We start from the raw sequence: 11,592 nt of genomic DNA on the forward strand, positions 1-11,592 counted from the left end.
CCTTGCCAGAATGGTCGCTTACTTCCAGGCGGCGTCAAGGTCGGCGACGAACTCCGCCGCCGTCTTGCTGCCCGCCAGGAATGCGCCGCCGCTCGAGATCAGCACGCCGCGCACGGCCGGCTCGCGCCAGGCGTGATGGGGCACGGTGTGCACGCGCCCTTCGGCATAGAAGGGCACCATGTCCTCGAGTGCCGGCGGGAAGGCTCCCGCCGCTGCATCGGCCGGCGCGGTGCCGCCCGCCAGCTTGACGAATTCGGCCATCTGCTCGGGCTGCGAGAGATAGTCGAGGAAGGCGAAGGCGGCGTCCTGGTTGGCACTCTTGGCGTTGACGCTGAGCGCGTCGTTATAGACGCTCATGGCCGCCGTGCGCTCGGCGGCATCATTGGGGAACGGCCGCATCTTGAGGGTGATGGCCGGGTTCATGTTGACCACGGCACCCATCAGCGTGGTCGGGCCGACCGCCATCAGCACATTGCCCGCCGCGATATCGGCAAACAGCTGCGGCGGGGTGATCGCCTGCACACCGACGGGGAAGCACTGCCGGTCAAGCATGGTCTTGACGCGCTCGAAGGCGGCCGTCCAGCCGGGCGTACCGGCAAAAGTGGTCTCGCCTGCGGTGCGCTTTTCCGACCAGTCCGGATCCTCCACGAACACCGTGCCGACGGCGACGGCCTCGTAGAAATAGAACGGGCTGCTGCCGGCGATGCCGACGGCGCTCTTGTTGAGCGACACGGCCTTGTCGCAGAGCGCGAGCAGTTCCTCGAAGGTTTCGGGCGGGGTCAGGCCGTTCTGGGCGAGCAGATCGACATTATAGACCAGCCCGACATTGGTGAGGCTCAGCGGCAGGCCATAGAGCTTGCCGTCCGACCAGTACTCGGCGACGCGCTCGGGCGGGAATTCGGCGGCAAAGGCGCGGTCTGTGAGGTCTGCGAGCTGCCCAGCCTCGGCGAGCGGCAGCATCGATTCCGGGGCGCCATAGCCGGCATTGGTGAAGATCAGGTCGGCGCCGGCCCCAGCCTGGAGCTGGGTGAACATGGCCTGCGCGTAGGATTCACCCGAAGGCACGCGCTGGATCTCGACCTTAACGTCGCTCTGGGCGGCGTTGAATTTTTCGGCGATGGCAGCAAAGCCCACGCCGCTTCCGCTCGCGGGGGCGAGGAGCCGGACCTGGGTCTGGGCCAGGGCCGCGCCGGCTGTCAGCACTGACAGCGCGCAACCGGCAAGGCAAATGGATGCGATGCGGCCAAGCCGCGTCTGATGCTTCATGATGTCCTCCCTAGAGATTTTTGAGCTTGTTCAAAAATCGAAGCTACACTGTCGTCGTCGGCAGCTTTTGTCAAGCTTGTCCACCAAACACGAATTAATACCACATATTTCAATGCTTTATATCCGCACTGCCGCCCTCCCCCGGTCGAGGCCCTTGACAAAAACAGCGCATGAAGAAATTGATCATGATCACTTGCAGCCGGAATGGATCTCGGGAGGAGCCCTGGCATGATGTTCGACAAGGTCATTGACGACGGCACGCTCAGGGCTACGCCCGAGGGCTTTTCGGTCGGCGTCCGCCTGCCCTGGTACCGCTCCCTGCCGCTCTCGTGCATCTCGGTCAACCTGTTGACCTGCGATGGGCACGCGGTTCCGGCAGAGGCCATCACCATCCATCTCAATGGCCGGGCGCGGCAGCTTTCAGAGCTCGTCGAGGAGATCGAGGAGACCTGGTTCATCACCGACACCGCTACCCTCTCGGTAAAGGGCGCCCCGCTGGCGTCCGGCAGCGAGCATCGCATCGAAGCCGAGATCGAGGTGCGTCCCCCCTATATCAAGGGTCTGCGCCGGGTCGGTCGCGTCGCCCGCATGATGAAGGCAGCCTGACCATGGACACCACCACCGCTTCGGCGCGCATCAGGACCGGCGCGACGCTTTACGCCTATACCAACGCCTTCCACCAGCGCCGCCTCGGGCTTGAAGGGCTCGTGCGCGAAGTCGCCCGGCGCGGGCAGGGCCCGGGTCTCGAGGTCGTCGGCTTCCAGAGCTTTCGCGACTTTCCCGACGTCTCGGACGACACTGCCGCCCGCTTCCGCGACCTCGTGGCGAGCACCGGGCTCACCCTCACCTGCCTCGGCATCAATTCCGACACCCATGTGACCCCGCACCGGAGCCGCAGCACGCAGGAATTGGTGGACTTCCACGCCCGCCAGCTGCGTTCGGCGGCAAAGCTCGGCTTTCCTGTGGTGCGCTGCCAATATGCTGCCGGCCCCGAGGTGCTGCGGGCGCTCGCGCCCCTGGCCCGCGATCTCGATGTGCGCCTCGGCCTCGAGATCCACGCGCCGCACACGGTCGATCACCCCGAAATCCTGGCGTTCCGCGAGATGTACGCGCAAGTGGGCTCGCCCTATCTCGGCTTCATTCCGGATTTCGGCAGTTCGGCCCGCGCCGTGCCGCGCCGCTATATCGAGTATTACCGCGCCAATGGCGTGCCCGAACGCGCGATCACCGCGGCGCTCGAACTCTGGAGCGACGACAGCGATCCCTTCACCAAGCGGCCGCGCTATCTCGAATGGGCCGCAGCCAACGACATCGAGCGCAGTCGGGCGCTCGAGATCCACACGATCTTCGGGCTGTTCAGCCGCCAGCCGCCGCGCAACTGGCTCGAGATCATGCCGCAGGTGGTCCATGTCCACGGCAAGTTCTACGAGGTCGACGACAGCGGCGAAGAGGCTTCGATCGACTATCGCGCCATTCTCGCCACCTTCGTGGAGGGTGGTTATGAGGGCTTCATCTCGAGCGAATGGGAAGGCCACCAGGTCTCGGACGAGGATGGTTTTCTCGATGTCGACCGCCACCAGGCGATGATCCGCGGCATCCTCGCTGCCTCCTGAGCCTTAGGCCGCCGCCAGAACGAGACCCCTGATGCGCGAATTCGACTACATCGTGGTGGGCGCCGGCTCGGCCGGCTGCGCGCTGGCCGAGGGTCTTTCGGCCCGGCCGGGCGTGAGCGTGCTTCTCGTCGAAGGGGGCGGGGCCAATGCCCACCCCTTCGTCTCGATGCCGCGCGGCTTCATCAAGATCTTCGGGCGCAAGGAGTTCTTCCGCAGCTTTCCGGTGCGCCCGCAACTGGGGCGCGACGCCGAAACCTGGCGCTACGGGCGCGGGCTCGGCGGATCGAGCGCCGTCAATGGCACATGGTACCTGCGTGGCATGCCGAAGGACTATGATGGCTGGGTCGCGCGCGGCAATCCCGGCTGGGGCTGGGACGAGATGTCCCGCATCTTCAGGGGCATGGAGAGCTATGTCGCCCCCGATGCCGATGCCGGTCGGGGACGCGACGGGCCGCTCGAGATCACCGCCTCGCCCTACCGCTCCCCCGTGCTCGATGCCGTGCTCGCGGCGGGCGGCGAGATGGGCTGGCCCGTGCTTGCCGACATCAACACGCCTGATACCGAGGGTATCGGCTACACCCAATCCACCGTCGACCGGCGCGGGCGCCGCGCCTCGAGCTATCGGGCCTTCATCGCGCCAAACCTGTCGCGGCCCAACCTCACGGTTCTCCGCGACACCGAGGTCACGCGCATCCTCGTCGCGAACCGGCGGGCTACCGGGATCGAGACACACTCGGCCAGCGGTGCGGAAACGATAAGGGCGCGGCGCGAGGTGATCGTTTCGGCCGGCGTCTTTTCCTCACCCAAGCTCCTGCAGCTGTCGGGCATCGGACCGGGGCACCTGCTGCAGTCGCTGGGTCTCGCGGTCGAACACGACCTGCCGCAGGTGGGCCGGCAGCTGTGCGACCACGCCATGCTGACGATGAATTACCGCCTCACCGGCCATCCCGGCCTCAACCGCGAATTCGTCGGCTGGCGGGTCTATTGGCACGCGATGCGCTATTTCCTCGGCCTCAAGGGGTTGATGGCCTTCACCGGGCCGCCGGTCACGGCGCTGGTCTCGAGCGAGGGCGACCCGAGCTGGCCCGATATCCAGTTCGGCATCGGGCCCTTCACCATGCATTCGAGCAAGGCGCGCAAGGCCGATCCCGGGCGGGGGCTGATCGAGGACCAGCCCGGCATCATGTTCAACAGCTTCCACCTGCGCCCCAGGAGCCGGGGCAGCGTCGCCATCACCAGCCCCGATCCCCTCGCCGACCCGGAAGTCGATGCCGGCTGGTGGACGGACGATTACGATCGCAGGATGGCCATCTTCATCGTCCGGCTCATCCGGCGCCTCGCGCGCAGCCCGGCCCTTGCTGCCCATGTCGCCGAGGAAACCGTGCCGGGCGCCCATGCCCTTTCCGACGAGGCCATCGCCGAAGAGCTCAAATGGATGCTGAGCCCGGGCCTGCATGGCACGGGCAGCTGTTCGATGGGCCCCGACGCAACAACCGCCGTCGTCGATGCGCGGCTGCGCGTGCATGGCCTTGATGGCCTGCGCGTCGCGGACTGCTCGGTGATGCCCACCCCCGTTTCGGCCAATACCAACGGACCAGCCATGGCGCTGGGCCGCAGGGCCGCCGAACTCATACTGGAGGACGCGCGGAGATGACCGCTTCCCTCGAAGAGGAGCGCAACCGGCCCCGGACGCTCAATGAGGCCAAAGCCTGGATGCACCAGCGCCTCGTGCAGCGCGTGCACCCCATGGCCCTGACCCCGCCCGAGGCTACGGCTGCGGCGATCGACACCCTGCCGGGGCTAGATGGCGAGCGCTGGGCCAGCCACTGGATGGCCGAGGGCGACAAGGTCCTTCGCGACGCCGAAGCCGCCCTTGCATCGGGCGATCGCAGCCTTGCGCGAAAACTTTATTACGACGCCTACGGCTTTTACTTTCTGGGGCGCTTTCCCTGCCCCAACCATCCGCGCAAGCTCGAAAGCTACGAGAAAGCGCGCGCCGTCTATATCGTTTATGGCGGGCTCTGCGATTCCCCGCTCGAAGTCGTGCGCATCCCCTTTGCGGGCCGCCCGGGCGAAGGCACCAGCATCACCGCCTATGTGCGGCGCCCTGCCGGGGTTAGCGCCCCGCCCGTGGTGGCGATGTGGGGCGGGGTCGATGCCTGGAAAGAGGAGATGACCATCCTCTGCGACCAGCTTCTGGCCGCCGGCATCGCAACGGTCGCGCTCGACAATGTCGGCACGGGAGAATCGCCCATCAAGGCCGGCCCCGATGGCGAACGGCAGTTCCTGCCGATCTTCGACTGGATCGAAACCGAGGGCGGCTTTGCCCCCGGCCGCCTCGCGATCATCGGTCGCTCCTTTGGCGGGCACTGGGCGACCAAGCTCGCCCATCAGAGCCCGGCGCGCTTTTGCGCTGCGGTCAACTGGGGCGGGGGCGTGCATTTCATGTTCCAGCCCAGCTGGATCGAGCGCTCGCGGTTTCCCGAAAGCTATCTGATGGAGCTGGTCGAGACGCGCTGCCGGATGCTTGGGGTTAGCGGGGACGACGCCTATCGCGAAGGCTTCCGGGCCCTGTCGCTGCTCGACCAGGGCCTGCTCGATGGCCCCTGCGCGCCGCTGCTCCTGGTCAATGGCCGTAACGACCAGCAATGCCCCAACGCCGATATCGACCTTCTGCTCGATCACGGCGATCCCAAATCGGTCCGTCTCTTTCCCGGCGGTCATATGGGCTTCGGCCCCAGGACCGTCCCCACCATCATCGGCTGGCTACACCGGCACCTCGCCGCAAGGAGCGCATGAATGGCCAATTGGCAAGAAGCGATGCCATCCACCAGAGCCTATCTGATGGACAAGGTTCTCTATCAGCTGCACCACAACGCCGATCACCTCGAGGCCTACAAGGCCGATCCGGACGCCTATCTCGCCCGATTCGACCTGCCCGAGGATCTGGCCCGCACCATCAAGGAAAACGACGTCGCCCGGATGTATCTGAGCGGGGTCAACCCCTATCTGCTGCGCGCCCATTGCATCGGCGTGCGCATCCCCGAGGACGTTTCGCTCGCCGCCCTGCGCAGCCTGCTCGACAGCAAGGACTACAACAATGGCTAGGATTACCGGCATCTATACCGCCAGCCACACCCCGGTGATGCTGAACTTTCCCGATCGCATCCCGGCGCATCTGCGCGACGAGATCTTCTCGGCCTATGCCGCCATGGGCGCCGACTTCATGGCCGGCAAGCCCGATGTGCTCGTGGTGCTGTCCAACGATCACCTGCACAATTTCTTCCTCAACAATTTCCCGGCCTTCTGCATCGGCTGCGCCGAGAGCTACGAGAGCCCCATCGAGCACTGGCTGCATGCCAAGCGCCGCACCTTTGCCGGCGACCAGGCCTTCGGCGCCTTCCTGCTCCAGCGCGCCCTTAAGGCCGAGTTCGATCCGGCCTTCTCGATGGAGATGGTGCTCGACCATGGCTCGCTGACCCCGCTCGAACTGGCCGGCATGGATCCCGACATGCCGGTGGTGCCCGTGCTGATCAACTGCGTGCAGCCGCCCATGCCCACCATGCGGCGCAGCTACAATCTGGGGCGGTTCCTGGGTGAGGCGATCGCCGCTTACGACGGGGTGGAGCGCGTCGCCATCCTCGCCACCGGCGGCATCAGCCACGATATCGCCACCCCGCGCATGGGCATGGTCAACGAGGAGTTCGACCAGACCTTCCTCGGCCTGCTCGAAAGCGGCGAAATCGACGGCACCATTCAATACGCCACCGATTTCGTGCACACCGCCGGCAATGGCTGCGAGGAGATCCGCATGTGGATGGCCGCCATGGGCGCAGCCAATGGCGCGCGCTACGAGCGCACCTATTACCGGGCCGTGCACGACTGGTATACCGGCATCGGCATCGGCCGGTTCGCAGTCTAGGACCCGCACCATGCCCGCCATCCGCAAGGCCCTGATCGTCGGCGGCGGTATCGCCGGCATGTCGGCTGCCATCAGCCTCACCGAGGCCGGCGTCGCCGTCGACCTCATCGACCGGGACCCCGAATGGAAGGTCGCCGGGGCGGGCATCACCATCACCGGCCCCACGCTTCGCGCCATGGGGCAGCTCGGCATTCTCGATCAGGTGCTGGCCCAGGGCTATGCCGCAGACGGGTTGCTGGCCTGCGACCATCACGGCTCGGTGCTTGCCGAGATCGGCACGCAGATGGGCGCGCTGTCGGGCATTCCGGGGGCGGGCGGCATCACGCGGCCGGTGCTGCACGCCATCATGGGAGAGCGGTGCCGCGCGCTCGGCTTTGCCTTAAGGCTCGGGATCACTGTCTCGGCCATTGCCGGCACGCAGCGCAAGCGCATCATCTTCAGCGATGGCAGCGAGGGCGAGTACGACCTCGTGGTGGGCGCCGACGGCATCTTCTCGCAGATGCGCGGCCTCGCCTTCCCCGAAGCGCCGCAGCCCCATTTCGTCGGCCAGATCTGCTGGCGGCTGACGACGCCGCGGCTGCCGGGCATCGACCGGCGCACCTATTTCCTCGGCGGGCCCTCCAAGGTCGGGCTCAATCCGGTTTCCCAGACGCAGATGTACATGTTCCTGCTCGAGCCGGCCTCCGAGATCAGGCGGCTCGCCCCCGACGTGGCGCGGCGGCGCCTTGCCGAGCTCATGCGGCCTTATGGCGGGGCCATCGCGCAACTGCGCGAGGCGCTCGATGCGGATGCGCAGATCAATGTGCGCCCGCTCGAAACCCTGTTGCTGCCTGCGCCGTGGCACCGCGGCAACGTGCTGCTGATCGGGGATGCCGCGCACGCCACCACCCCGCAGCTCGCCTCGGGGGCCGGCATGGCGATCGAGGACGGCATCGTACTGGGCGAGGAAATTGCCGCCCATGCCGACCTTGGCGCGGCGCTCGAGGCCTTCATGGCGCGGCGCCATCCGCGGTGCAGCCTCGTGGTGGCAAAGTCCCTCGAACTGGGTCGCCTCGAACGCGCCGTCTCCGACCCGCTGCAACAGGTGCGGGTGGTCGAAGAGGCCCTGGCCCTGCTCAATCACCCGATCTGAGCGCGGGCAGGCCGTCTGCCACGCGCTGGCCCGCCCCCTCCCCGCCCCCATCAACCAGGCTTAAGGACTTGACGCGCCTCGGCAAACCGCCAAAGCTCGCACCCTGGAGGTGAGCCCATGGACTTCATGCGGTTGCTCAAGTCGATCGAGGAGCTCCTCTACGAGATCGTCACCTGGCTGGTGTTCTATCCCCTGACCGTGGTGCGCATCGCGTTGCGGCCTTTGCACATGATGGCCTATGCCGAGCGCGAGCTGCGCGACGCGGTCGAGGACCAGTATGACGATGCGCTGAGCCCGCCGATCTGCCTGCTCATCACCCTCGTGCTGCTGCATCTGACCGAGCGCTGGATCGTCGGCGCGAACGCGCCGGCTCTGCCCGGCCCGCTTGCCGATGACCGCAACCTGCTGGTCTTCCGGGCCGTCGCCTTCGGGCTCTTTCCGCTGCTGCTGTCGGTGGCCCAGCTGCGCCTGATGAAGGCGCGGCTGATGCGCAAGACGCTGCGGCCGGTGTTTTACGGCCAGTGCTATGCGGCCATCCCCTTTGTCATCGCCATAACCGCAAGCCTGCAACTGCTGGCAGCGCGGCAGGTCATGCCGGGGCTCGTGACGCTTCTGGCCGGGCTCGGCTGGTATGTCGTGGTGCAGGCGCTGTGGTTCCGCAGGGAGTACAAGACCTCGCATCTGCGCGCGGTATCGACCGCCATCCTTTCGATCATCGCATCGGCGATACTGGTGATCGCATTGGGGTTGCTGACCAGCCTGGCCCTGAGCCAGCCCGCGCCGGGCTAAGCCGTCTTCAAGGCGCAGGCGCTTCGTGCCGTTTCAAGGACCGGTGAAAACTCGCGGGCGATCAGGAGCCCGGCGCCCTGTCCGCTTCAACCCAGGGTGCCATGTAGAAGCTGGGCTTGAGGGCGGGCCCGCACACATCCTCGAGCCGTCGCGCCGGATCGTTGATGAAGGCAACGCCCATCTCGACGGCGCAGCGCTGGTAGATCAGCGCGCCGTGCCCGGCTTCGGGAACAACGAAGGACTGGCCGTTGGGCAGGGTCTCCACCGCCGTGGCGGCCCAGCTCATGGCCGTCTGCGTATCCCAGGCACTGCCGATGGCGAGGGTCGGAATGTCGCTGACCACGGCCACATGGTCGCCCGCGCGCGGCGACGGGGTGTAGAACTGGCAGATCGCAAAGAGCCCGGCCGTGGCCGAGGCATAGACCTCAGCAAGACCGGGATAGTCCAGCGTCGCGTTGACGGCGGCGACGCCTTCGGGCGAATTGAAGGGAATATCCTCCTGGCAGGCATAGATCGACAGGTGCTGGCCGCGCAGGAACCCGGCCTCGGCCTGCCGCGAACTCGTGCCGATCAGCGCGAACGATCCTTCGATCTCGCTCTGGCGCATGGCTTCCACCAGTGCGCGCAGCCGATCGCGCGGCTCGCCCTCGAAATGGCGGTCGACAAAGCCCAGCAATGCGTCGCGACTGGGCGCGCCGGCCAAGAGGCCGACATAGTCGACGATCATCGCCGAGCCCTGCGCCCGCCCCGTCGCCGGATCGGCCGTGAGCAGCGCGACCGTCGCCGCGCTCAGCTCGCGATCAAAGAGCTCGACGATGGGCCCGAAGCGGTCGGCGCGCACCATGGCCTCCAGGTCCCACACCGATTGCTGCAGGGCCCCGGTCGCCGCGATCTGCGCGCCGAGATCGGCGATCACCGCCGCTGCCAGTTTCTGCTGGCCGGGCGAGAGCGCCTTGGCCGCCGCCGTCGGCAGCTCGGGTCCGGGCGCGGGCAACTGGAAATTGGCGGCCGACAGCATGTCGATGGTCGGGGTCTCCTTGCCCCGGTAGATCTCGTAGACATAGGCCGGGAGATAGGGCGTGAGGCTCGAGAGCCCGCGCTGGCCGTTGCGCGCGATGATCGGCTGCACGATCGCCTCGGGCGGGATCGCGGCGCCGTCCTTGGTCAGGGTTCCGGCCACCGCCTTGTCGAGCAGCTCGGTGATGACGCCGCCGAGATCGGGATAGGCCGCGTCGCAGGCCGCATCGGCCTTGCACTGCGCCACCAGCAGCGCCACCGCCTCGTCGGCGGGCACGGCCACCGTGTCGTAGGCGGCCACCTGCATGGGCACCACCCCATCGATGATGACGGCCCGCAGGCCTTCCGAGGCCGATCGCATCACCTCGAGCGCCAGCTTGGTGCCATAGGAGATGCCGTAGAGATTGTAGCGCGAATAGCCCAGCCCCTGCACCAGCGTCCGGACGTCGTAGGCATTCTGCAGCGTGTTGTAGCTCTTGAGGTCGACGCCGGCAGCCTCGAGCTCGCCGAGGCAGTCGCGGATGGCGTTGGATTCGCCGTCGCCGGCCTCCGTCGGCACGCCCATGATGGCCGGCGCATATGCGGACAGTGCTTGCGCACAGGCGACAGAGCTGTCCGAAAGGCCGGCCGAGCGCTGGTCAAAGAGCACGATGTCGCGCGTCTGCCGCCACGCATCGAAGATCTGCGCATAACCGGCGAGCTGGTCGACCACCCCGCCACCGGGCCCGCCATGGAGGTGAACCAGCGGATCGGCCTCGGGAAACCGCGTCTTGGCCTTGAGCACCGCAAATTCGAGGCCGAGGGCGCGCCCGCCCGGCAAATCGTGGTTTTCCGGCACCGTTAGCGTGCCGCAGAGCACAGTCTCGCCTTCGATCTCGTCATAGCCGATCGGTTGCACACAGGCATGCAGGGCCAGCGCCGAACCGGACGCGGCGGCCAGGGCCCGCAGCTCGGCAAAGCCGGTGGGGGCGGGATTGCCGGCCAGCGACGCGATCAGGGCCATCAGATGCACGTAGTCCATCGCCGAAATCCTTGAGCCTTGGGCGTCGCGCCCCTGCGGTTGGGTGGTGGTTCAGTGCGCCGGGCGCAGGCTTTCAGTCGCCGGAGATGACGACGTCCGGCACAGTGTAGATTTCCGCGTCCGCGCCCAGCGTGACGATGGTTTCATCGCCATCGCGCGTCGCCGACAGGGCGAGCGCGGCCGACGGAGCGGTCACGGCGCCATCGCTGGCAAAGTCGAGCTGGCGCACGAACCCGCTGGGAAGCGTGATGAAAAGGCTTGCCGTGCCGCCGCCCAGCCGCCTGACCCCGAAAGCGCAATCGCTCGCATCCGGGCTGGCTTCGAAGCGGCAGGTCAGCGCGCCCGTGGCATGAAAGTCGGTGCCTTCAACCAGCGCATCCTCCTGTTCAGGCAGCGTTACGGCATTGAGCCCGATCGCCAGCGAGAAGCTCGCCTCCCGCCCCTCGGAGGACGCCGCACCCAGCTGGTAGACGCGGATTTCATAGCGCCCCGCCTCGGCAATCCGCCCCACATAGTCGGGACCGTAGATCGATCCGATGTAAATCGCCTCGGGATTGCCCTCGGGCAGGACATTGAAATTGACCGAGGCGCTCGGCGAGGCGAGCGAGACCGAGAGCACCTGCCCCGCCGCCGCATCGATGAAGACGCTGGCATAGCCATCGCCTGCGATCGTGCCCGAGATCTCCGTGCTGTTGGCGCCCGCAACGAAGCTCAGCACGCCCAGATCCGCCTGGGCGAGCCCGGCCGTCGGCGTCATGCCCAGCGGCACCGCCAGCCAGAGGGCCAGCAAGCCGGGCAGACCTGCCCTGCGGAAACGTCCCATCGCCATCGC

General features: G+C 67.0%; 11 protein-coding genes. 8 read left to right on the top strand and 3 right to left on the bottom strand.

Going from position 1 to position 11,592, the window contains the following annotated elements; genetic code table 11:
- Positions 1-18: 18 nt before the first annotated feature.
- Positions 19-1,266 (bottom strand): ABC transporter substrate-binding protein, encoded by a 1,248-nt coding sequence (locus tag BT183_RS10480; RefSeq protein WP_072342488.1) that lies wholly within the window; start codon positions 1,264-1,266, stop codon positions 19-21.
- Positions 1,267-1,494: 228 nt separating this feature from the next.
- Between BT183_RS10480 and BT183_RS10485 the strand changes: the two genes are divergently transcribed.
- From BT183_RS10485 to BT183_RS10520, 8 genes are all read left to right on the top strand, one after another.
- Positions 1,495-1,872: a C-glycoside deglycosidase beta subunit domain-containing protein gene (locus BT183_RS10485; RefSeq protein ID WP_072342490.1), complete on the top strand. Its 378-nt coding sequence runs from the start codon at positions 1,495-1,497 to the stop codon at positions 1,870-1,872.
- 2 nt (positions 1,873-1,874) lie between these two features.
- Complete coding sequence (locus BT183_RS10490; RefSeq protein WP_072342493.1) at positions 1,875-2,879, top strand: sugar phosphate isomerase/epimerase family protein; 1,005 nt, start codon at positions 1,875-1,877, stop codon at positions 2,877-2,879.
- A gap of 31 nt (positions 2,880-2,910) precedes the next feature.
- Positions 2,911-4,533: a GMC family oxidoreductase gene (locus BT183_RS10495; RefSeq protein ID WP_072342495.1), complete on the top strand. Its 1,623-nt coding sequence runs from the start codon at positions 2,911-2,913 to the stop codon at positions 4,531-4,533.
- Positions 4,530-5,678 carry an alpha/beta hydrolase family protein gene (locus tag BT183_RS10500; protein WP_072342498.1) on the top strand — a complete coding sequence of 383 codons (1,149 nt, stop codon included), beginning with the start codon at positions 4,530-4,532 and terminating at the stop codon, positions 5,676-5,678. The genes BT183_RS10495 and BT183_RS10500 overlap by 4 nt, the downstream gene beginning before the upstream one ends.
- On the top strand, positions 5,679-5,987 hold the full coding sequence (locus BT183_RS10505) for a subunit of meta cleavage enzyme (protein WP_072342500.1): 309 nt from the start codon (positions 5,679-5,681) through the stop codon (positions 5,985-5,987).
- Complete coding sequence (locus BT183_RS10510) at positions 5,980-6,801, top strand: DODA-type extradiol aromatic ring-opening family dioxygenase (RefSeq protein WP_072342503.1); 822 nt, start codon at positions 5,980-5,982, stop codon at positions 6,799-6,801. Before BT183_RS10505 ends, BT183_RS10510 begins: the two co-directional genes overlap by 8 nt.
- 10 nt (positions 6,802-6,811) lie before the next feature.
- The gene (locus BT183_RS10515; protein ID WP_072342505.1) at positions 6,812-7,933 is read left to right on the top strand and encodes an FAD-dependent oxidoreductase; all 1,122 of its coding nucleotides are present in this window, start codon (positions 6,812-6,814) and stop codon (positions 7,931-7,933) included.
- Positions 7,934-8,050: 117 nt separating this feature from the next.
- Complete coding sequence (locus tag BT183_RS10520; RefSeq protein WP_072342510.1) at positions 8,051-8,722, top strand: hypothetical protein; 672 nt, start codon at positions 8,051-8,053, stop codon at positions 8,720-8,722.
- Positions 8,723-8,783: 61 nt separating this feature from the next.
- On the opposite strand, the gene BT183_RS10525 is transcribed toward BT183_RS10520, so the two are convergent.
- Positions 8,784-10,760: an alpha/beta fold hydrolase gene (locus tag BT183_RS10525; protein ID WP_072342515.1), complete on the bottom strand. Its 1,977-nt coding sequence runs from the start codon at positions 10,758-10,760 to the stop codon at positions 8,784-8,786.
- A gap of 73 nt (positions 10,761-10,833) precedes the next feature.
- Positions 10,834-11,589 carry a hypothetical protein gene (locus BT183_RS10530; RefSeq protein WP_072342518.1) on the bottom strand — a complete coding sequence of 252 codons (756 nt, stop codon included), beginning with the start codon at positions 11,587-11,589 and terminating at the stop codon, positions 10,834-10,836.
- Between the last annotated feature and the right edge of the window lie 3 nt (positions 11,590-11,592).

The sequence above is a fragment of the Devosia enhydra genome, from assembly GCF_900119845.1.
Classification (GTDB): Bacteria; Pseudomonadota; Alphaproteobacteria; order Rhizobiales; family Devosiaceae; genus FPKU01.

Bases quoted from the DNA above. Each gene is read 5' to 3' on its own strand.
- BT183_RS10480 (WP_072342488.1), bottom strand. From the start codon at position 1,266: ATGAAGCATCAGACGCGGCTTGGCCGCATCGCATCCATTTGCCTTGCC.
- BT183_RS10485 (WP_072342490.1), top strand. From the start codon at position 1,495: ATGATGTTCGACAAGGTCATTGACGACGGCACGCTCAGGGCTACGCCC.
- BT183_RS10490 (WP_072342493.1), top strand. From the start codon at position 1,875: ATGGACACCACCACCGCTTCGGCGCGCATCAGGACCGGCGCGACGCTT.
- BT183_RS10495 (WP_072342495.1), top strand. From the start codon at position 2,911: ATGCGCGAATTCGACTACATCGTGGTGGGCGCCGGCTCGGCCGGCTGC.
- BT183_RS10500 (WP_072342498.1), top strand. From the start codon at position 4,530: ATGACCGCTTCCCTCGAAGAGGAGCGCAACCGGCCCCGGACGCTCAAT.
- BT183_RS10505 (WP_072342500.1), top strand. From the start codon at position 5,679: ATGGCCAATTGGCAAGAAGCGATGCCATCCACCAGAGCCTATCTGATG.
- BT183_RS10510 (WP_072342503.1), top strand. From the start codon at position 5,980: ATGGCTAGGATTACCGGCATCTATACCGCCAGCCACACCCCGGTGATG.
- BT183_RS10515 (WP_072342505.1), top strand. From the start codon at position 6,812: ATGCCCGCCATCCGCAAGGCCCTGATCGTCGGCGGCGGTATCGCCGGC.
- BT183_RS10520 (WP_072342510.1), top strand. From the start codon at position 8,051: ATGGACTTCATGCGGTTGCTCAAGTCGATCGAGGAGCTCCTCTACGAG.
- BT183_RS10525 (WP_072342515.1), bottom strand. From the start codon at position 10,760: ATGGACTACGTGCATCTGATGGCCCTGATCGCGTCGCTGGCCGGCAAT.
- BT183_RS10530 (WP_072342518.1), bottom strand. From the start codon at position 11,589: ATGGCGATGGGACGTTTCCGCAGGGCAGGTCTGCCCGGCTTGCTGGCC.